Here is a 22,024-nt window from a genome sequence, read left to right as displayed (position 1 = left end):
GTATTGTATGTTTCGCAATCAGCGATGTGAACATGCAGTCTTTCGTAGTGGTTGAAGACATGCTGCAGGAATACTCGTTTTTATGCCTGCGATACACCTGCTGTCATTGCAGTACGTGGTTCACGTGCAAAAAGAAGTATTATGACGCAGGAAGTCAGCGCCAGAACACCATAGCAAATAGCGATTTGAAAAAGTCCCATGAAGTGTGACAACTGCCCCGCAATAAAGCTGGGGACTGCTGCACCGGTATATGATGTTGCATAAATGAGGGACAGGACTCCAGCACGCTCTTTTGCGGAGACATCGGCAAGCAGGGAGCGGATGCTCCCTGTTACGACAGCTCCCTGGGCTGCGCCTGCAATTGCGCTTGTCAGCAGAAAAACGCCCACAACAGATATTTTTAATGAAACAAGTATACCGGCAACTGCCACCGTGTATATCACCATGCCAATCCGCTGTGCATTTGCAGGAGAAAGACGCCCGGTCAGCGGTCCGCCAATTGCACTGGGCAGCAGGTAGGATGAAAACACGATTGCGGCTGTCAGGGTACTTTGGGATCCAAGTTGTTCGGCTGCTATCGAGGGGCCATACGCTTGAAAAAAGCCACCCAGAGCCCAAGTAGCAACAAACGTGCATGCGGCAATGGGGTAGAGTCGTCTATCAGCCTGTGGCATGGAAAAACTCGGACGAAGCGAAGCAACTAGCCCTGGCGCCTTTACGACCGTTTCCTTGCTCAAAGCAATTAAAAGGGTGCAGACCACAAGACCAACCAGGACCACCAGATAGCACAGCGTTCTGGGATAGGGGCCAAATTCGACAAGCACTCCAGATGCAAGGGCGCCCAACGTCAAGCCCACCATTGGTGAATTGCCAACAACCACAGCAGGCAGCCAGCGTGGCTCTGGAGGGGCGTTGTCAACGACAAATGAAGCAATGGCGCTGGACGCCAGGCCACACGCCAGCCCCAGAAGAAGGCGGCCAACTATCAATGGCAGGGCGCTGTCCACATCCAGCAATAATATGCAGGCGGCAGCTTCAAGCGCGAATGTTAAATAGATGACAGGCTTGCGCCCCAGATGGTTTGAAATCCTGCCAAAAACCAGCAGGGCTGTGATTGCGCCGACAAAATATACTACCGCAGTAAGCGAAAGGTCGCTGTACGTAAGTCCATCTGCACGACGATAGATGTCATAAAGTGGGATGGGGGTCGCTGATACCGCAAACGCCATCAAAAGCGATACGGTAGCAGCGATAAATCCCATCCTATTGTCATACTTAGTCAATTGTTTCGATCCCGTTTGCCAGGCTATTGATTCTTATTTGGCCATGCTTTGCGAAGTTTGTTCAATGGCGTCGAGCAATTCGTGCAGTTTGACTGCATCCTCAAAGCTTGGCGCCTCCCTGGTGCCATTGCGAATGTCTTTGGCTATCCTGGCGTATATGCCCGCAACATTGCGCGGTATGGTGTTTTCAGGCCAGCCTTCATACATGCTTGCAGGAGGTGTGAGAGGCTTCAGTTCCTTTTCTTCCCCCCTGGCGCCAACCATGGACAGCTGGGTCATTTGTCCATGGCCAAAATCACCGGTTACCTGGATATCGCCTTCGGTTCCGTTGATCTCCCAGAGGAGGTTGGTTCCGCGCGACAGGCCACCCCGATAATGTGCGGCAAAGGCTGCGCCGCTTTTCAGGACGCCATGCACCATGATCTGGTCATCTGCCGTGGGATTGAAGGTCTCTCCTGTATCGGTAACGGTAACCTTGTTGCGTCTTTTCACCAGGCGGCCAGTGACATCAGCAAACTCGCCGAGAACTTCCATTACTCCGGCCATGGTGTGCCCGAAAGGAATGGTCAACATGTTTGCGCCATTGGACTTGTCAAAGAGGTAGGCGAGATCGGCAACGGTTGTATCGCCCCAATTCAGGCCATCACCAACCAGTGTTGTGGACAGCACTTCGCCAACAAAGCCGTCTTCAATGAATTTGCGGAGGTAGATGACTTCCGGAGCGACACGCATTTGTGTCCCCACCGTGGCCACAACACCTTTTTCTTTTGCCAGCTTTGCCAATTTGCGGGCTTCTTCAACACCATTTCCCAAGGGCCATTCGCAGTGAACGTTCTTTCCTGCATTCAAGGCCGCAGTTACCAGTGCGAAGTGGTGGGGCACCTTCACCGTCACAACAACGAGGTCTATTTCATCCGAGGAAACGAGGTCCTGCGGTGTTGCAAAAGCGTAACGCAAGTTCAATTCTTTTGCCGTGCGCTGGGCACTTTCAAGTGTCGAGTTGGCCACACCGACAACTTCAAAATCGTCCTTGAGGAATTGCAGGGCGGGATAGTGCGCCATGGACGCCCAATGGCTATCAGGGTTTAAGCCGATAAAACCAACGCGAATGCGATCTTTGCTCATACTGCATACTCCTTGTGACATACGCCCTGTGGCTTTTGTGTGCAGCAGGGTGCCAGCTAACGCCCATTTTCAGGGGCCCCCCAGGTTTAGCCGGGGGGCGGGATTCAGGGGCTTGTTTGAATCCTGTTGTATTTGTCTGCTATTTCAGAGACTTTGCAAAGAAGTCTTCCAGCTTTTCCCAGGGGATGAGGTCAACCCTGTCATACAGGTCCACGTGTGTTGCACCGGGAACGACAACAAGTTCCTTGGGGTCTGCAGCTTTTTCAAAAGCGTCTTCGCTGAAATAGCGGGAATGTGCGTTTTCACCAATGATGAACAAGATTGGCCGGGGAGAAATGGAGTCAATACGCCCCAACAATTCGTAGTTCATGAACGCCATGTCGCTGGTCATGGTGAAGTGAGCGGTGGAGCGAGGGTGTTGTCCACGGGGCATCTTGTAATATTCATAGAACTCACGGGTAATGGGGTCAGTGTTTTCATCGATTGTTTCGGGAAGACCGAGAGTTACTATTTCGCCGCCGTCGTACTCCTTCCAGCGCTCTTCACCAAGCTGGTCGAGATAGGCGTTTCTGTCTTCAGTGCTCCACGAATCCATCCAGCCATTGGCTTTTACCCGGCTCATGTCGTACATACTGACGGTAGCCACTGCCTTGATGCGACGATCGACCTGTGCCGCGCTCAAAGAAAAGCCGCCGCTCCCGCAAATGCCGATGACACCGATCTTTTCCTTATCAACGTACGGGCGCGTTCCCATGAAGTCGACAGCCGCGTGAAAGTCTTCCACAAAGATTTCCACGGAAGATGTCTTGCGGGGGGCGCCGCTGCTTTCACCATTGTAGGATTCGTCAAAAGCTATGGCGACATATCCTTTTTCCGCCATGGTCTGGGCATAAATGCCGGCGCCCTGTTCCTTGACCCCACCATAAGGCGTGCCCACGATGATGGCGGCATACTTCTTTGATTGGTCGAAGTCTTTGGGCTTGTACATGTCAGCAGCGACATATATGCCAAATCTATTGTGAAATAGAACTTTTTCGTGGAAAACGTCTTTGCTTAATGGAAAGGTCTTATCCCAAGTCATAGGTTCCTCCGATTAGGCTGAAGTTGATTATAAATGGGTGAGTCAGGAGCAAAGATCAGGGAGCAGTGCTCTCTTCAGCGTGTGGTCCAGTGACCATCGTCCTGAGGTCTCCTGATTCCAGTGAATAGTAGATAAGACCTGACCGCTCGGGCTTGAATACCTGTTACTCTTCAAATTTTGCCTGTTTCTCTTTTCATGAAATTTTTTGCTTGAGCACAATCCAGAAAAAGTGTTTATTATCTATCGAAACCACTGGAGGAGTCGTCAGTGCATAATATATTGGATTTGTTAAAAGAGTTGGCTACAGTCGATGGTGATGCCGTAGAATCGATGCTTCCTGGGGTCCGTTTTTTCAAGGACACCAAGCCGGTTGGACGCAGGCCCATGCTGTACAATCCTGGAATATGCATAGTGGCCTCAGGGCACAAGGTCGCCTATCTGGGGGGGAAGAAATTCAGATATGACGTAGATAATTATCTGGTCACTTCCGTCGCCATTCCATTTGAATGTGAATCATACCCCAGTGAAGACAATCCCTTACTCGGCTTGTTCATCGACATAGATATCGCGCAATTAAACGATTTGATCAGTCAAATGGATATGCATTCTGAGGCCGAAAGCCTGGAAGATGATTTTCCCCTTGGCATTGGTCCGTCTCCCATGGAAGAGGACTTGCAGGATGCCGTACTCAAACTGCTCAAAGCTCTTCAGGATGAACGAGAAGCCAAGATTCTGGCTCCAGGGGTGGTTCGGGAAATCTATTACCGCGCTCTTTGCGGCAGTCAGGCGCCGGTGCTCTATTCCCTTGCGCGCGGGAGCAGCGCTTTTTCTCAGGTTGCCCGTGTTATCAGCATTATGGAAGGCAATTATTCAGAAAAACTCGATGTGCAACAATTGGCGGACTCGGCGCATATGAGCGTTTCTGCATTCCATAAGGCCTTCAAGGAGATAACTGCTGATTCGCCCCTGCAATACCTTAAGAAAATCAGGCTCGCACGGGCGCGGGATCTTATCATCCAGAAGGGGATGAAGGCTTATATTGCGGCTGATGAAGTGGGCTATGAAAGCCCCTCGCAATTCAGCCGGGAGTTCAAGCGTCATTTTGGTTTGAGCCCTGCAGAGGTCAAGCGCGAAATGCGCGTATAGTTTTATCCTGATATTGCGGTTCTGGTGTTTTTTCTCAGGAGACATGACCAGGGTGCATAGTTGCATGCTCCTTTCTTGCTTCGCCTTCTTTTTTAAGAGAACCCTGGACTTTCTTCCCCTTAGTATGGGGCGTTTCTTTTCTTCTTGAAATACGTTGCATATTACCGCGGGTGATGGTTCTTGCACTCCCCCTGTAGGGCCGCAGTGTGGAGGAACCATCTCCCGGCGGCATGCTATTGCTTTGATACAGCCAGTCTTTTGGTCGTTTCCAGTTTTCAGTCGGCTATACTTCTTGTCCGGAAGTTTGCAGCACGGCGCCAAGAGGAGAAGGGCGCCTGCTTTTGCGTAGTATCAAGAGGGTGAGTATTGATACCAAAAGGCCTGCTCCCATGCTGAGGGTCAGGCTGCCCCTGGTGAATCCTGCGACAAGGTAGCCTGCGGCACTCCCGGTGAAAGCGACAATGGCGTACGGCATTTGTGTAGAGACATGGTCTATGAGTGAGCACCCTGCATTTGCACTGGAAAGAATTGTTGTGTCCGATATTGGTGAACTGTGGTCGCCAAAAACGCTTCCGCCGAGCACTGCCGCAAGGCTGACAAGCACCAGGGAGGGGTCCAGTGCCTGAACCACAGGAACAGCAATGGGGATAAGAATACTGAACGTGCCCCATGATGTGCCGGTGCTAAAGCTGAGGAAACAGGCCAGTGCAAAGAAAATCACCGGTAGAAAAGCTGCGATGTTTTCCCCTGTGCCCAGCAGATTCGCCACAAACTGGGGTGTTTGCAGCAGGTCGCGGCATATACCGCCCATTGCCCAGGCCAGCACCAGAACAATGACGCAGGGCAGCATGGTCTTTATGCCTTCCACTGTGCCATCCATGAAGGTGCCTAGCGTCAGAACTCTGCGTGGGACAAAAAGTAGAAAAGCAAGGGCCATAGCGCCAAAGGACGCCAATACCAGCGCGCGCCCTGCATCACAGTTGCCGAAAGCTGCAGGGATGCTGTGCAGAGCCGGATCCTCTCCCCAGTACCCGCCTGTGTAGAGGAGTGCCAGAACGGAAAAAACAATGAGGCCGCCAATGGGAAGCATCATGTTTATCATCCGTCCTGAAACTTGGGGATCTTTGCTGCGGGTGGGCTGCAGTTCATCCAGGGAAGCTTCAGATGCAGCGGCTTGATTTTCCGCACGAAGCATAGGACCAAAATCAAACCCGCCCCAACTGACTAAGAACACGATGATAAGTGAAAAAATAGCATAAAAATTCCAGGGGATGGTCGCTACAAAAGCTGAGAAATCACTTTCGAAAACACCGGTAGTCTTGATATTGCTGCCAACGCCAACCGCCCAGCTGGAGATGGGGGCGATGATACAGATCGGGGCTGCAGTCGTATCAATGATATAGGCAAGCTTGGCTCGCGAGACTTTGAATTTGTCTGTGACAGGCTGCATTACGGTACCCACAGACAGGCAGTTGAAATAGTCATCAATGAACATGACGACACCAAGACCTGTTGTCGCGAGCAATGCGCTTCGCTTGCTCCTTATGTGCTTTGTGGCCCATTGTGCATAAGCACTTGTTCCACCTGTCATGCTTACAAGGTATATCAATGATCCTAGTAGCGACCCAAAGACAATGACGTTGAAATCGACTTTTGAGACGATAAGCTGAAAAGAGACTTCTATTGTTTTGAGTAGGTAAGGAGTATTGCCAGTTCCAATGCAATAAATCAGCGCTCCACAAATGATTCCTACAAACAGAGACGATATTATTTCTTTAGTTCGCAATGCCAAAATAATGGTGATACAAGGCGGCAATAAGGAAAGCCATCCGGCATTAAACTGTTCCACGGGAAAATACTCCATAATAATGGTTAAATACATATTGCTGTTGCCGGTTTCATGATTTTGGGAGTGGACAGTGGAAACAGCAAGCAGCACAAAAAAATATCTGCAAGTTGTCTTGGCAACAGCTAGCGGGGGAGCTGATGCCCCAATCCTCTGGCAAAGCACAAGATCGGAGCTTTTTACGCTTCAGGGTGCGATTGGAGAATGAACGATTCTCTTAAAAATATGCCTGAAAATGTATGAAGATTTACTGCCGACAAAAACAACAATGCAAGTTTGTGGGGCAGGGAGCTGATTTATGGGGGGGGGCAAAAGTTTGGACAGCAGAAAACATGCTCGTACCGCGTTTGCCTTTCCAGAGGGGAGGAACTGGGGAAGGTGTTTGCTCATGACCGTCGCAAATTAAAATGCGACGGCCATGAACAAATATTCATGCAGCGAAGCCACCCCGTGCAGGGCTAGCTTTTGGCTCTGAAATCAATAACGTAACGATAGCGCACATCTTTGTTGACAACGCGATCAAAAGCCTCATTGATCTGGTCAGGGCGAATGAGCTCGATATCCGCCTTGACGTTGTGCGCGATGCAGTAGTCAACAACTTCCTGCGTTTCTGCAATGCCCCCGATCATGGAGCCGGCAAGGCTCTTGCGGCCAAAGCCGATGGGCATGCCATCCAGTCCATGCAATTCCTCAAGAGCGCCGACATTCACCAGCGTACCGTCAAGGGCGAGCAGGTTCATGAACTGCTGCATGGGGTAGCCATAAGGAACAGTGGAGATCATCATATCAAACGTGTTCATGTATTTGGCCATGCCCTTTTGATCGCTCCAGAGCACAGCGTCCTTGGCACCCATGTTTTTGGCGTCCGCAATTTTGTTCGGGGTCGTGGTGAAGACGGTCACATCGGCCCTATGCGCAACGGCTAATTTGAGGGCCATGTGTCCCAGGCCGCCAAGGCCGATAATACCAACACGTTGGCCGGGCTTAACCTTCCAGTATTGCATGGGGGAAAAGGTGGTGATGCCAGCGCAAAGCACGGGAGCCATGGCGGGCAGGTCAGCTTTAGGCGGTATGCGGATAACAAAATGCTCTTTGACCACCATGGTGTGGGAATACCCACCGTAGGTCATACCGTTGGAGATCTTGTCTTTGGAGTTGTAGGTGAATGTCGTTCCGTTCAGGCAATTCTGTTCGCGGTCAGCCAGGCAATTTTCACAAACACCGCAGGAATCTACCATGCATCCGACACCGCCGATGTCATCCACACGGAATTTGGTTACCTGGTTGCCCACGGCGCGCACCCGGCCAATAATTTCATGGCCAGGAATGACAGGGTAGGTGGTGGGGTTTGTATTGGGCCATTCATTGCGGGCCTGGTGGATGTCGGAATGACAGACACCGCAGTACATTACGTCGATCAACACATCTTTTGGGCCAAGGGTCCGCCTTTCAATGTCCATCGGCTCCAGAGGGCTGGTGGCGCTTTTCGCCCCATAGCCGGTCGTCGGATATGGGCCATTTCCGGCAGGGGTTTCTTTGGACGCATCTGCAGCGTAGGCAGTCGATGCCACACCGGCCAAGACAGGAGCAGCAGCGAGTAATGCGCTATTTTTCAAAAATTGACGCCGATTATGCGTTTCATTTCCATGTTCATGATTTTGATTGCCGCATTTTTCACACATGATGACCTCCGTTTTCAGGAATGTTGTTATCTCAGAAGGTGTCTAAAAAGATGGCACCGATTGTTGATGATATTTCTAATACTATTTGCTGCGAAAAGAGCAGAACAATTCTACTTAAATCATGCCTATTTCTCTTTTATGTTTGCAAAACATGAGTGGAACAAGATTTTCTTCGCATATACTGCTGCTTAAGAGGATGTCGAAAATTTTTGAAAACAGGATTTTTCTGCAACCTTTACGATGATAATCACGGTTGGATACGCTTATGTGAGGAAAACAGGATGTCGTCATTGCTGAAAAGCTGATTGAAAAGGAATGGAATGATACAGAGCTTTGTGCGCCAGAGCATGGAGTCGGCACAGCATTTCATTCCGATCGCTTCAAGTTTGGTCGGGAGCGCCCTGGGGTCGTGACATTGGGACAAAAGGTAAAAAAAGCAGGTGGTTGTAATACAACTCAAGAATACTATGTAAATGCTATGCTGACTACACCAGATAGATCGGGTGTCTTTTGTATTCACCCTGCGTGTGCGTCTCGCTATTGACCATCTTTTTACCTGTTACTCTTCATAATATGCCCATTTCTCTATACCTGCCGTATTTCCCTTGAATACATGCTAGGAATTGTGTTTATTGTTTTTTCAAAAAATGACGGAGGCATAATTATATGTCTAATATACTTGATTTATTGTATGAATTCTCTTTGCCCGATGGCAAGGCAGTTACGACCAATTTCGCTGGTATCCGTTTGTTCAAGGATACAAAGCCAATACCTCGCAGGCCAATGCTCTATTATCCCGGTATTTGTATTGTCGCCTCTGGGCACAAAGTCGCCTATCTTGGAGGGCAGGCTTTTCGGTATGATGCTAACAACTATTTGATTACGTCTGTTGCCATGCCGTTTGAATGCGAGTCGCACGCCTCGCCGGAAAATCCATTGTATGGGCTTTTCATCGACATAGATATGGCGCAGTTGAATGACCTGGTAAACCAGATGAACCTGCAGGCGGAGGTCGCACGCCTGAATGACCGCAACTATCCGTTAGGTATCGGTCCTTGCGCCATGGATCCCGCTATGAAGGAAGCTGTGGTCAACCTTCTCAAAGCGCTCCGAACGGAAAGAGATGCCAGAATCCTGGCGCCGGGGCTGGTGCGCGAAATCTATTACAGGGTGCTGTGCGGCAGCCAGGCAACCGTTCTCTATTTTCTTGCAAGGGGAAGCAGCACTTTTTCTCAGGTGGCACGGGTTATCAATATTATGGAGGGGAAGTATTCTGAAAAATTGGATATACAGAAGCTTGCAGATACCGCCAATATGAGTGTTTCTGCCTTTCATAAGGCATTCAAGGATATTACAGCAGATTCCCCTTTACAGTACCTCAAGAAGATCAGGCTTGCGCGGGCCAGAGACCTTATGGTGCAGCGGAAAATGAAGGCTTACATTGCAGCAGATGAAGTGGGGTATGAAAGCCCGTCTCAATTCAGCCGGGAATTCAAGCGCCACTTTGGGCAAAGTCCGGCAGAGGTGATGCGGGAATTGCGGTGATACTGGCATGATACCCCTGAACACTTTGCACACCGCTTTGTTTTTATTACAAAAATAAATGTGCAAGCATGTGGTCCATGAACAGGCGGATCCGTCGGGGGAGCTGGGAGGAGCCTGTCACCATTGATACGTCATGCACAAAGCCACCGCTCCAATCCGGGAGCAAGCGTATCAGGCGTCCGGCCTCCTCGTCTTGCCGTGCTTCTTCCCCCCTGATGAGTGCAACGCCATGCCCGGCCAGTGCAAAATCAAGGCATGTTTCTACAGAACTGAAGATGTGTTTCGGCTGTATGTCGAGAGTAATTTGTCTGTTGCCGTCGAACATGGACCAACGTCTGCCGAAACGCTGGAGCACTATACACGGTAGCTTGTGCAGGTCCTCCGGCACCTTCGGGGGGGGATACTGCTCAAAGAGCTTGGGCGAGGCGTAGAGAAAAGGTTCTATGGTCATCAGCTTTCTGGCGATAAGCGGCGGCGCGATGGAAGGTCTGATGAGAAACGCCACATCATAGGGGTCGGTTCGCATATCTACGGGGTGTTCCGCAAAGGTCAACGCCAGCCGAATGTCGGGCCACCTGTTTGAAAACTCGATAAGGGCGTCCTTCATACCCACGTTATACAGGTCTCTGAACATGCAAATGCGTATCAGGCCAGACGGCTTCTGCATGTTCAGGGTTACGGATTCGTAAGCTTTCTGTGCTTCTTCCAAGATGAATCCGCAGCGGTCCAACAGGAATGCGCCGTTATCCGTGAGCTCGACATTTCGTGTATCCCGAAAAAAGAGCAGTACGCCCATCCGTTCCTCCAGTAGCTTGATGCGCCTGGAGAGGGTCGAGACGCCTATTCCAAGTGTTTCAGAAGCCTTGGTGAAGCTTTTTTGTCGCGCGACTTCTACGAGCAAGGGAACGTCACTGAGGAAATCCTGCATGTCTTTATGCTCATTTGTAGAAAAGAGTTTTCTAATATGGCTCTTTATCTTGTTTGTGAGCATGGTAGAAGAAAGTTTCATGGAAGACAATACGCTCTGTGATTGCGGATCTCAGGCGACAAACCACAGGAGGCGCTATGGCAATGCAATCCACTTTCGACGGTACAGCCACCTTCATGGGATACCTTGGCTTGCGCGAAGAACCTTTCGGAGTGCACTACACCGACACCAAGCCGGAAAATGCCTACGGACCAAAAAATGGCACCCCCATCTCCCGCGAACTTGAAGAACGCGGCGAATTGGATATGCAGGAGGTCATGAAGACGTTTACCTGCGTCATGGGCAGTGTGTGGCTGGCCAGAAAAAAACGTGGGGCTGCTTTTGTCTCTTCCGAAGAATACGGTTGTGTTGGGGGCGCCTACTATTGTTCGATGATGAAGCCGCATCTCAAGTTCATCGAACATTATGTTTCCACAGGATTTGAAAGAACTCCTTTGGAAGGGGAGCGGTATATGCCAAACCCCGATGCCATGCGAGAGTTCATGCTCAAGGTCAATCCGCGGAAAGCGCCTGCTAAATATTGCGTTTTCAAACCATTGTCGCAGTTCACGGATGAAGAAAAACCTGAATTTGTCATTTTCTTCGCCCGGCCAGAGATATTGTGTGGTCTGTTTACCCAGGCTGTTTTCACAACGGGCGAGATGGAGTGCGTTGTTTCTCCCTTTGGCGCCGGCTGTACCAATATGCTTACCTGGCCTCTTTACTACAAAGAGAAGGGCATGGATAAGGCCGTCATAGGAGGATTTGATCCTTCTGCCAGAAAATTCATGAAAACCGATGAACTCACGTTCACTGTGTCCTTGGAATTTTATGAAAAAATGTTAGCTGCTCTGCCAGATTCCTTGTTTACCCATGAAACAGACTGGAAAAATGTACGCAAGAAGGTAGAGCGCAGCGCAAAAGCCTGGGGCGAAGACGCTTAGAGGCATCTCCTTTAATCTGCTCAGACAGCCTTTTTTGTCGATTACTTAGTCTACATAAAAAACGCCCCCTTGCATTGAATGTAAGGGGGCGTTCGTAATTGAAGCTTCGTGACTTGGACAGCGGTTTGCTTGTGTTTCCTTACACCTGTGCCGTTTGTTTCGTGTCCTTTTCAATGCGGCATAACAACGCCGTATGGGGCCAGCTGCCAATTTCAGGACTGCAGAACTCAGGTGCATCGGGACACAGGATGTTGGTGTTTGATTCAAAGGCGCCAAACAGTTCCGGCAGGCTGGGGTCACGTTCAGGAAACCACCACGAGTGTTGCGCGTCCGCCATCTTTGGATGGATGGCATCCGAGATTTTGACGCGCTGGCGAATGGAGCCCATCGGCGTCGAAATCACAGCCCAGTCGCCTTCGGCCAGTCCCAATTTTTCCGCAGTGCTTGGGTGGAGACTGACCAGCGGATCAGGCATTTTTTTACGCGCCTTTTCTATCTGCCGTTGTTCAGAGTGATACATGGGCATGAAGCGACTGCCGGTGATGAGAATCAGGGGGTAGTCCTTGTAAATTTCGGGACTGCCCTGCGGACTCCAAAGCGGCTCATGATATTCGGGAAGAGGGGCTGCGCCCAGGTCCTCGAAGATGGAGGATTTGAGTTCAACCTTTCCGGAAGGGGTGCCGAAACCATATTTTTCGTACCTGCGGTATTCCATTTCGCCCAGTATGCCATGTTGCGCAACAAGTTGCTGGAAGGTCAGCCCCACAGGCTCCAGACAGTGATCGTAAACTTCTTCCACGTTTTTCCATGGCCAGTATTCGGATTGCCCCAGCCGTATGCCCAAACCCCGGTAAAAATCATAACTGTTCCGGCGCTCTTCAATGGGCTCGATACCTTGTGGGCAGGCCATGCAGAATCGGTTTGACAGCCACATCTCGGGCTGCTCCACAGTGGTGGACGCAGGGAAAACATAATCGGCCAAAGCTGCGGATGGCGTCATGTAGTATTCCATCACCACATAAAGCTCCAGGGCCTGTAAAGCCTCGAAAACCTGTTGCGTATTCGGCAGGGCGAGCAGCGGGTTGTTGGCCAGGGTAATAGCAGCCGTTACCGGGTATGGCTTGCCGGTCAATATGGCGTTCATAACCTCCCTTGCATGCGCAAGGTTGGAGTGCCAAGCCTCGGGTGCGGCCAGGTATCCATGCGGGAGCTTTTGATTGGCGGCCGAGTTTTTTTCCCAGCCAGGGAAGCCGAAAAAGGGGTACTCGTCTATGCCGAGCTGTTTGGCTCTCTGGCTTTCGGAGATTTTTTCATTCAGCTCCATATACTCGGCGTCTCGGATTTTTCCGACATCTCCCGCCAGGCTGAAGACCTCGCCGCCCGGAATCTCCAGATTGCCGGTAATGGCTCTGAGAATCGCACGCCCCCGTGCGCATTGGGTGGAGTTCACTCCTTGCTTGTCCAGTCCCAACCCAAAGGGAATGACAGCAGGGCCGGTTGTTGCGTACATCGTCGCCGCTTCGGTGATAAGCGCTGCAGGCAGAGAAGTGATTTCAGAGACAACCTCCGGTGTATAAGGAGCAACCGCCTCTTTGAGTTCTTCAAAGCCAATGGTCCATTTTTCCACAAAAGTAGCATCATAGAGATCATTGGTAATGATATGGCGAATCCAGCCCAGCATGAGCGCAAGGTCCGTGCCCGGGCGTATTTGCAGCCATATATCCGCTTTACCTGCCTCTGTTGTTTTTCGAGGATCGATGACGATCAGTTTTGCGCCCTTCTTTTGCGCTTTTGCAATTTGTGGATACAGCAGGATAGGATTGGATTTTGAAGCATTGCACCCCCACAATACGATGCATGAGGCCCCCATCACCTCACTGGCCAAAACCATGCCCCCGTATGTGGCATATTCCGTAGCATAACTTGGGCACATGCAAATGGTGTTGACGCCACAGGTGTTGGGTGAGCCGAAAAGGTTGAAGAAGCGACGGCAATCCCAATGGTAGGTTCGCTTTGTGCCATGAGTAAATGTCAACGTCTCAGCGCCGTACTGTTTTTTCAATCGGGAGAGCTTTTCAGCCACCTCATCCAGCGCTTGGTCCCAGGTAATACGCTGCCAACGTCCTTCCCCTTTTTTCCCGATACGTTTCAGGGGGTAATTCAAGCGCTGTGGATGATATATATGTTCCTGCATCAAGCGCCCTCGTTCACAGATGACGCCTCTATTTATGGGGTGATCCGGATCTCCTGTTACTTTAACCACCTTGCCATCTTCAATGTGCAGCAATGTGCCGCACCGGGGGTGGCAAAGCCCGCAATAGCTTCTGCGAATTTCAGTCATGGGTGACTCCTACTGTTGCAACCGTGATTCATGGACCAGCCGTTTTAATGGCAAAACGCCGATCCGTGACAGGGGGCACGCCCGTGCAGCCGGCACCGACCGGTTGACGCTATGCAGACCTGTATTCTGCAATTGGCGCTGCACCACTGCATTGACTTTGGGAGAAAATTGACTAAGAGTCAATATTAAATTCGACTGATGGTCAAAAAAGATGCTAGTACCCAGTCGTGATCTTTCGGTAGAAAACTGAACTGCAATTTTATAGATTTGAAATGAAAGATAATATGAAACAATCTAGTAAGGCGTCCACGCAGAAAATGCGAAAGGCTACGCACCGGGTGGGTGCACCGCAGGGGCCGAGGCAAGCGAATTTGAGACGCGCATCTTTGCTTGACGCCGCCACCAGGATTTTCATGGAGAAAGGTTACGAAGCCACAACCATGGATGAGATTGCGGCTGCCGCCGGGTTCGCAAAGGGAACCCTCTATCATTATTTCTCTAACAAGGCGGAATTGCTGCACGTACTGCGACGAAATTTTGATGAAGAGGTTATGACCCGCATCAGGAAACAGGTGGAAAGTTGCGCTGCAGATGACTGGCGCGGCCGCATCTGGACATGGATTAACGCAGCGGTCGAGGCCTATTTTGAATTACGCGCACTACATGATGTGGTCATATACGGCTCGGGGCTGCCTTTTCGCAACGCAATGGCTGATTCCGAAATTACCCGGTACCTTGCTAAACTCATAAGCGATGGCGTAGAAGCCGGAGCCTGGAAAGTTGATGATGCACGTTGGACTGCGGTGATGATGTTTTACAGTTACCGTGGGGGGTGCGATGAAGCCTTTCTAGGCACACAGCGTGTAGAAGACATTCCTGAAAAGCTGAATGACCTGTTTCTGCGCATGCTTGGCGTACAAAGTTGACTTTTTTTTAGGGAAGGATATCCCTTTTTTTGTTGCAAGCACCACCAATAGATACAAAAGGAAAGAGCGTGGTAGATGCCGCAATAATTTTAGGAAGCCTCAAAGAAAAGACGGCTGCAGCCAAAAGGCCGCAACCGTCTGATACAAAGAGAGAGCAAGAAGTAGTATTTATTTCTTATTCCACCAGAACTTGGCAACGTGCTTTGCATCGCCAGTTTTGAACAGGCAAATGATACCGTATTTCCCGGAATCATTGGCCGTGAAGTTGGATGCCAGAATCCCACTGTAGTCCTTGAGATCCACAACTTCTTCCTCTCCGTTCGGATGCACGATCTTGACCCGGCCGATCACATTTTCGATCTTGTTGCCGTCCTTGTCCTTGAAGCTGACCATGACGTGATGTGTTGCGCCGGATTCGTCCTTCATGTTCATGCTGGCCAGGCTCATTACCTGGAATTCTGCATGGATGCCATCAACCATGGCGGTGTGCTTAAAGGTGCCGTCATCCATGTCCATGTCTTTGTGGTCCATGCCTTCCATGGCCCAGGCAGTGTTAGTAAGTAGCAGGGCGAGCAACAAAGTGCCCAATACGAGTATCTTGTTCATCTTAACCTCCGTTTTCGGTCGTTTCGGTTTTGTTTGCATGTTTTGGAAGCTTTATGCCTCTCCACAGTCCATAGATTGCAGGCAGAACCACGAGGGTGAGCAGCGTTGCGCTGACCATTCCTCCCACCATTGGGGTGGCGATGCGTTTCATGGTCTCAGACCCTGCGCCGTGGCTCCACATGATGGGCATGAGCCCTGCAATGGTGGATGCCACAGTCATGATTTTGGGCCGCACACGCATGACAGCGCCCTCCATGATGGCGTCGTACAGCAGCTTTCGATCCATCTTGTCGCCGTACATTGATTTGTATTTATCGTAGGCGATATCCAGGTAGATGAGCATGACCACCCCTGTTTCGGCGGCCACACCGGCCAAAGCGATGAATCCGACTCCAACTGCAACACTCATGTTGTACCCCAGCAGGTACATGAGCCACAGGCCGCCAGTGAGGGCAAAGGGCACGCTAAGCATGACGATGAGGCTTTCCGTGATGCTTTTGAAGTTCAGAAAGAGCAGCAGGAAGATGATGGCCAGCGCCACGGGCACCACGATCATCAGCCGTTTTTCCGCACGAACCATGTATTCGTACTGGCCGCTCCAGATGATGCTGTAGCCGGGGGGCAGGTCCACTTTTTCCTTTACCGTTTCCTGAGCGCGCTTCACGTAGCTGCCTATGTCTACACCCGCCAGATCCACAAAGACCCAGGCCGTCTTACGAGCGTTTTCGCTTTTAATAGAGGGGGCGCCCTTGCTTATGCGTATGTCTGCAAGTTGTGTGATAGGCACCTGGGCGCCCGTAGGGGTGGGCACAAGGATGCGTTGCAGATTTTCCATGGAATCACGCAGTTCACTGCCATAACGCAGGTTTACCGGGTAGCGGGCCAGGCCTTCAACCGTGGAGGTGATGTTCATGCCCCCAACAGCCGAGGATATTACTTCCTGCACGTCCGCCACTGTCAGGCCGTAACGGGCGGCTTCTGCGCGTTTGATGTCATAGTCCAGGAAATTGCCCCCCGTTACCCGCTCGGAATATACGGAAGCAGTTCCCTCCATGGGGCGTAAGGCAGCCTCTATCTGGGCGCCAATGTCGCTCAGGGTCTGCAGGTCCTCCCCCATTATTTTTACGCCAACCGGCGTTTTGATTCCGGTGGAGAGCATATCGATGCGTGTTTTGATGGGCATGGTCCAGGCATTGGTCAGCCCTGGAAACTGGATGGCTTTGTCCATCTCGTCCACAAGCTTGTCCATAGTCATGCCTTCCCGCCATTCAGTCTCCGGTTTCAAGGTGATGGTGGTTTCAAGCATGGAGAGCGGAGCAGGGTCAGTTGCTGTTTCCGCACGCCCCACTTTGCCTGCAACCGTATCCACCTCGGGAAATGACGCGATGATTCTGTCCGTCTGTTGCAGCAGCTCTTTTGCCTTGGTTATGGATATTCCGGGCAGGGTTGTAGGCATGTAAAGCAGGTCGCCCTCATTGAGCGGGGGCATGAATTCCGAGCCTATGCGCTTCCAGGGCACCCAGCTCACCGCGATGACAGCTATGGCCAGCAGTACGACGAGCAACTTCATCCGCAGGGTCAACCAGATGACTGGTTTGTAGAGCTGTATCAACAGCCAGTTGATCGGGTTTTTGTTTTCCGGAACAATCCTGCCCTTGATGAAATAGCCCATGAGCACAGGCACCACTGTTACGGCCAGTATTGCAGACCCCATCATCGCGTACGTCTTGGTATACGCCAGGGGACGGAAAAGCCGTCCCTCCTGGGCCTCTAGGGCAAAGATGGGCAGAAAACTGATGGCGATGATCAGCAGGGAAAAGAATATGGATGGTCCGACCTCAACAGAGGCATCCTTGACCAGCTGCCAATGGTCTTTTTTCCCGCCGTCATGTTCTATGTGTTTGTGGAGGTTCTCAATCATGACTATGGAGGCGTCCACCATGGCCCCGATGGCGATGGCGATGCCTCCCAGACTCATAATGTTTGCGTTAATGCCCTGCATGTGCATGATGATGAAACTGACCAGCACGGCAAGGGGTAGGGTGACAACCCCGACGAATGCACTGCGTATATGGAAAAGGAAAATGATGCAGACGAGTGCGACAATGCCCCCTTCCTCCAGAAGGGTGCGTTTCAGGTTGTCGATGGCGCGCATGATCAGGGATGATCGGTCATAGACGGGTTTGATATGCACACCTTCCGGCAGGCCGCCTTCAAGTTCGCTGATACGTTTTTTCACGCGCTGGATAACATCAAGAGCGTTTTCTCCGTAGCGGATAACAACGATGCCGCCGACGACTTCTCCTTCTCCGTTCAGGTCCATGAGGCCACGGCGTAATTCCGGCCCTATTTTTACGTTTGCCACGTTTCGCAAGAGGATGGGCGTGCCCCTTTTATCCACCCCGAGAGGAATGTTGTAGATATCCTCAAGATTCTTGATGTACCCCAGCCCGCGGACCATGAACTCGGTTTCGCCCATTTCCACGAGCCTGCCACCGACATCACTGTTGCTGCGTTGGATGGCCCTACGCACTTTTTGGATGGGGATGTTGTAGGCCAACAGCTTGTTTGGATCTACAATCACTTGATATTGCTTTACAAAGCCGCCCACGGAAGCTACTTCGGCAACGCCTTGCACGCTGGTGAGCTCATAACGCAGGAACCAATCCTGGATGGAACGCAGTTGCGCCAGGTCATGGTTGTCGCTTTCGAGCACATATTCATAGACCCAGCCGACGCCCGTGGCGTCCGGCCCAAGGGCCGGCGTCACGCCTTTGGGTAATCGCCCTGAAACATAGTTTAAAGCTTCCATGACGCGGCTTCGCGCCCAATAGAGGTCGGTGCCGTCCTCAAAAATGACGTAGACAAAGGAATAGCCAAAGAAGGAGTAGCCACGGACGACTTTGGCGTAGGGCACTGCCAGCATGGCAGTGGTAAGAGGATAGGTTACCTGGTCTTCCACCACCTGGGGGGCTTGTCCGGGATATTCTGTAAAAACAATAACCTGTACATCAGAAAGGTCCGGAAGGGCGTCCAGAGGTATTTTTGAGACCGAATACACTCCCCAGCCTACAAGGAAAAGCGTGGCGATTATTACCAGGAACTTGTTGTCCAGCGAGAATTCTATGAGTCGCTTTATCATGCCTGCTCCTGCTCAGGGCTTTGCCGGTTGGCTCTTGTCAGGAGTGCTCATGTCGAGGTCGTCCATGTTCATGTCGTCCATGCTCAGATCATCCATACTCATGTCATCCATTGAGAGGTCGCTCATATCGAGGTCCTGATTGTCGGACGCGGCGCCCTTGTTGCGGATTTCAAGCATTTTTTCGATGGCTTCACGCAGGCGGCTTTCAGAATCGAGCATGAATTGTGCAGAAAGCACGATTTCTTCGCCTTCTTCCAGGCCGGAAAGTATCTGAACGACTTGTCCCTCGCCTTCAGCTCCGAGAGTGACTTCTTTTGGTTCGAATTTTCCCTCGCCGCGGTATACAAAAACCACCTTGCGCTCACCGCTATCTATGACGGCTTCTTGAGGAATGACGAGAGCGTTGTCACTGACGCCAGATTTGATGATTACATTGGCGTACATATTTGGCTTAAGCGTCAGGTCCGGATTGTCGAACGCCAGACGCAGCCTAACCGTTCTCGTTTCAGGTGACAGAAAGGGGTAGATGAAAAGTATCTCTCCGGTAAAGCGCGAGTCTGGAATGTAGGAAAGCTCCATTGTCGCGGGCATGCCTTTTTTGACGAATGGGAGCTCGTATTCGTAGATTTCCACATCGACCCAGACCCTGGAGAGGTCCGCTATTTCGTAGAGGTGCTCTCCAGCCTTGACGGCGTGCCCCTGCAGGGCGGTCTTTTTGACCACAACACCCTGGTCGGGGGAAAAGACGGTAAGGTTTTTGTGCACTTTTTTCGTGCGCTGCAGGTTGGCTATTTGCGCGTTGCTCAAATCCCAGAATTCAAGGCGGCGTTTCGCCGCTGCGAGCATGCGCCTGGAGCTGTCACTGACCCCTATGTAGCCGCTTTTACCCAGGATTCTCTGCTGTTCCAAAGCCAGCAGATATTCTTCCTGAGCGGTCACCAGTTCCGGGCTGTATATCTCAAAAAGTGGCTGCCCTTTTTCAACGGATTCCCCTTCAAAATCTACAAAGAGCTTTTCAATCCAGCCGTCGAACTTGGTGTTCACTGCATAATAGCGGGTTTCATCATAGGTGACCGTTCCTAAAGCTCGGATGGTCCTTACCAGTTTGGAGCGTTTGACGCGCCCCAGCCTGACCCCCATGTTCTGCATCGTTACGGGGTCAATGCGGATGGTGGAGGCGGGCTCTTTTTCGCCGCCTTCTTCCTCATAGACGGGCACCAGATCCATCCCCATCGGGGACTGGCCGAATTCTTCACGGATATAGGTGGGGTCCATGGGAGCCACCCAGTATTTGATGGTTTTACCTGTCTTAGGATCAACTTCCCCGGCTTTGGGCTTGTCCGCAGCCAGGGCCATGGCGCCATACATTGTGAAGACTATTGCCGTCAGCAGGACCAAGAAAAGCCGCTGCAACAGATGATTTCCGGATAGCATCGTTTCTCCTTTTACAGCCCGATTGCCAGCTTGTATTGCAATGACTCATTCGTGGGTTTTTTATCTGCAACAGCGTCAACAGTTTCGAGGGGAACAGGTGCGCCGACCAGTTCCTCCAGTCTGGCGATAGCCGCGCGAATCTGGTGCCGGTAGGTCCGCAATTTTAGGTTGTAGCGGACAAGCCGGAGTTCAGCGGCAAGAGTGGTGTCGAAATCCGCCTCGCCGACCTCGTATTTGGCCAGCAGGCTTTCCGCCCACTGCGATGCCTGCAGGGTCAATACGTTTTGCATCAATTTCTGGTTTTCAAGCAGCGAATTGATTTCCGTCAGGATGGAATCGATTTTATGAGGGAGGGCAGTGCGTACGCTTTGTAAAGAATGTTGGGTGGATTCGACTCTGGTTTGAGCGCCTTCAAGTGTCTTTTCCTGCTTTACCGGAGCCCAAAGCGGAATAGTGAAGGAGATGCCGGCCGAAAGGAAATCGGCCCTGTCATTACCCATAGGGTCGTCATCACGCTGGCCATAGGCCAATGAGACATCAACATCGGGCATGAATTCCTTGCGCGCGATTTTGACGTCAACTTCCGCAATATCGATTTCCGCCTGACGCACTTTGATGGCCGCATTATTTTCCAGAGCCAGGGCCACAAGTTGTTCGCGGCTCAGGCTTGGCCGCACCAATTCTGGTGGTGCGTGGGCAGGAACCTCAACAAAGCGCTCTCGCTGCACCAGTTCGTTGATGCGGTCTTTTTGTTGGCGCAGTGTGCGCTCCAATACGATCCTGTCATCCAGGGTCTGGTTCATTTCCACCTGAGCCTGCAATATGTCCTGCTGCCCCCCAATTCCGGTGGCATAGCGGCTTTCCGCTACTCTGAGGATTGCACCCAGGATCTCGTGCAGTGTGGCGTTAGTCTCCAGGTTTTCGTATGTCGTCCCCAGATCATGATAGGAAACAGCGATGTCACGGGCCAGTTCAAGCTCCTTGCCATGCAAAGCTGCTCTCTGACGCTCTGCCCTGAGAACGACTTTTTTTTGCGCCAGACTGAGTTTGCCAAACCACTTCAGTCGCTGGGAGAGGGCGACCTGCTTTTGGGTCATGGCTTCCTGATCAAAATCAAAGGTATCGGTCGGCACATTGAGTACTCCGAAACTGATTTTGGGATCAGTAAATGCGCCCGCTGCTGGAGCTTCCGCCTCCAGTGCCTTTATTTCCTTGCGCAGGGCCGCCAATTCACTGTTGTTCTGCAGCCCTTGCTCAATGAGTGCCGCAACGTGCTCATGTATTGTCGGTTCTGCTTTGCATACTGCTGGCAGGCTTGAAAGAAACAAACCCAAAAGGCACACAGCCATTGTTTTTACAATTAGCGGCAACATTCCACACTCCCGTTGCTTGATTTCGTCTGTAGTATGAATAAAGGCCCTGAAGGGGGTATTTGGAAATGGCCCAGGATGCTGCTTACAACGTGATCTCCAAAGAATTCCCTGAATTTGCGCTCCAGCATACAATTTCCTACCGTCATAGTCTATTTATTATCAAGTATGATGCCAAAAAGCCTGAAAAAATATTATTATTTTTAAATCAGTAGGTTAGACTCTTGTGTTGGACGGAGAACGAGTCGTTCTCAGAAGAAAATGTAAAGAAAATGTACAACCGATAAAATATGTGTACAGATTGTTTACAGGCTTGTGCGCTTGCGTGTTTCAAGCTTCGGATCGCTACAGGCGCAAACAAAGGACATGGGGGCACCTAGTCTGTTTGCTCAGTTGTTGACTCGAAGTGATAGTTCTTAAAATTGGGTAGTTACTATCATGCAACAGCAACAGGGCGCGACCTGCTTTCTGCATGGGGGGAGAACCTTTTCCCCATGGGAATGGTCTGTACAGAAAATTTACAGCTTAATAATCTAGGGTATCTTGCAAGTTGTTCCAATTAGAATAATCGGGGAGGGCACCGGTA

Annotated in this window: 15 protein-coding genes; 4 read left to right on the top strand and 11 right to left on the bottom strand. The window is 51.1% G+C overall.

Annotated features, from left to right (window positions below; translation table 11 throughout):
* Positions 1–80 precede the first annotated feature (80 nt).
* The 3 genes from ACZ5EH_RS19415 to ACZ5EH_RS19405 all read right to left on the bottom strand — a co-directional run bounded on the left by ACZ5EH_RS19415 (position 81) and on the right by ACZ5EH_RS19405 (position 3,489).
* On the bottom strand, positions 81–1,262 hold the full coding sequence (locus tag ACZ5EH_RS19415; protein WP_464275528.1) for an MFS transporter: 1,182 nt from the start codon (positions 1,260–1,262) through the stop codon (positions 81–83).
* A gap of 54 nt (positions 1,263–1,316) precedes the next feature.
* Positions 1,317–2,408: a Gfo/Idh/MocA family protein gene (locus ACZ5EH_RS19410; protein ID WP_464275527.1), complete on the bottom strand. Its 1,092-nt coding sequence runs from the start codon at positions 2,406–2,408 to the stop codon at positions 1,317–1,319.
* A gap of 139 nt (positions 2,409–2,547) precedes the next feature.
* The gene (locus ACZ5EH_RS19405) at positions 2,548–3,489 is read right to left on the bottom strand and encodes an alpha/beta hydrolase (protein WP_464275526.1); all 942 of its coding nucleotides are present in this window, start codon (positions 3,487–3,489) and stop codon (positions 2,548–2,550) included.
* 267 nt (positions 3,490–3,756) lie between these two features.
* On the opposite strand from ACZ5EH_RS19405, the gene ACZ5EH_RS19400 reads away from it, so the two are divergent.
* A complete protein-coding gene (locus ACZ5EH_RS19400; RefSeq protein WP_464275525.1) occupies positions 3,757–4,635 on the top strand; it encodes an AraC family transcriptional regulator in 879 nt (292 codons plus the stop codon).
* A 283-nt stretch (positions 4,636–4,918) separates the two neighbouring features.
* Here ACZ5EH_RS19400 and ACZ5EH_RS19395 read toward each other — a convergent pair whose 3' ends face one another.
* Together ACZ5EH_RS19395 and ACZ5EH_RS19390 are read right to left on the bottom strand one after the other, a co-directional pair.
* Entirely contained in the window at positions 4,919–6,160 is a 1,242-nt protein-coding gene (locus ACZ5EH_RS19395) for a Na+/H+ antiporter NhaC family protein (RefSeq protein ID WP_464275524.1), read from the bottom strand.
* A gap of 779 nt (positions 6,161–6,939) precedes the next feature.
* Positions 6,940–8,163: an NAD(P)-dependent alcohol dehydrogenase gene (locus ACZ5EH_RS19390; protein ID WP_464275523.1), complete on the bottom strand. Its 1,224-nt coding sequence runs from the start codon at positions 8,161–8,163 to the stop codon at positions 6,940–6,942.
* A gap of 666 nt (positions 8,164–8,829) precedes the next feature.
* Here ACZ5EH_RS19390 and ACZ5EH_RS19385 point away from each other — a divergent pair.
* A complete protein-coding gene (locus ACZ5EH_RS19385; RefSeq protein WP_464275522.1) occupies positions 8,830–9,708 on the top strand; it encodes an AraC family transcriptional regulator in 879 nt (292 codons plus the stop codon).
* 46 nt (positions 9,709–9,754) lie between these two features.
* Here ACZ5EH_RS19385 and ACZ5EH_RS19380 read toward each other — a convergent pair whose 3' ends face one another.
* Positions 9,755–10,636 carry a LysR family transcriptional regulator gene (locus tag ACZ5EH_RS19380; protein WP_464275521.1) on the bottom strand — a complete coding sequence of 294 codons (882 nt, stop codon included), beginning with the start codon at positions 10,634–10,636 and terminating at the stop codon, positions 9,755–9,757.
* A gap of 137 nt (positions 10,637–10,773) precedes the next feature.
* Here ACZ5EH_RS19380 and ACZ5EH_RS19375 point away from each other — a divergent pair, with 137 nt between their 5' ends.
* The gene (locus ACZ5EH_RS19375; RefSeq protein WP_464275520.1) at positions 10,774–11,619 is read left to right on the top strand and encodes a DUF169 domain-containing protein; all 846 of its coding nucleotides are present in this window, start codon (positions 10,774–10,776) and stop codon (positions 11,617–11,619) included.
* Between the two features lie 139 nt (positions 11,620–11,758).
* Here the strand turns inward: ACZ5EH_RS19375 and ACZ5EH_RS19370 are convergent, their stop codons facing one another.
* Positions 11,759–13,960, bottom strand: a complete 2,202-nt coding sequence (locus ACZ5EH_RS19370) for a molybdopterin-containing oxidoreductase family protein (RefSeq protein ID WP_464275519.1) — start codon at positions 13,958–13,960, stop codon at positions 11,759–11,761.
* Positions 13,961–14,298: 338 nt separating this feature from the next.
* On the opposite strand from ACZ5EH_RS19370, the gene ACZ5EH_RS19365 reads away from it, so the two are divergent.
* Positions 14,299–14,886 (top strand): TetR/AcrR family transcriptional regulator, encoded by a 588-nt coding sequence (locus ACZ5EH_RS19365; protein WP_464278330.1) that lies wholly within the window; start codon positions 14,299–14,301, stop codon positions 14,884–14,886.
* 168 nt (positions 14,887–15,054) lie between these two features.
* On the opposite strand, the gene ACZ5EH_RS19360 is transcribed toward ACZ5EH_RS19365, so the two are convergent.
* The 4 genes from ACZ5EH_RS19360 to ACZ5EH_RS19345 are packed head-to-tail and all read right to left on the bottom strand — an operon-like array spanning position 15,055 to position 21,441.
* Complete coding sequence (locus ACZ5EH_RS19360) at positions 15,055–15,492, bottom strand: hypothetical protein (RefSeq protein WP_464275518.1); 438 nt, start codon at positions 15,490–15,492, stop codon at positions 15,055–15,057.
* Between the two features lies 1 nt (position 15,493).
* On the bottom strand, positions 15,494–18,634 hold the full coding sequence (locus ACZ5EH_RS19355) for an efflux RND transporter permease subunit (RefSeq protein ID WP_464275517.1): 3,141 nt from the start codon (positions 18,632–18,634) through the stop codon (positions 15,494–15,496).
* Between the two features lie 12 nt (positions 18,635–18,646).
* Positions 18,647–20,068 carry an efflux RND transporter periplasmic adaptor subunit gene (locus ACZ5EH_RS19350; protein ID WP_464275516.1) on the bottom strand — a complete coding sequence of 474 codons (1,422 nt, stop codon included), beginning with the start codon at positions 20,066–20,068 and terminating at the stop codon, positions 18,647–18,649.
* 11 nt (positions 20,069–20,079) lie between these two features.
* Positions 20,080–21,441 (bottom strand): TolC family protein, encoded by a 1,362-nt coding sequence (locus tag ACZ5EH_RS19345; protein WP_464275515.1) that lies wholly within the window; start codon positions 21,439–21,441, stop codon positions 20,080–20,082.
* Positions 21,442–22,024: the final 583 nt, after the last annotated feature.

This window comes from Desulfovibrio biadhensis (assembly GCF_055388615.1).
The sequence above is the reverse complement of the archived record's forward strand: the minus strand, read 5'-3'. Positions and strand labels throughout refer to the sequence as shown.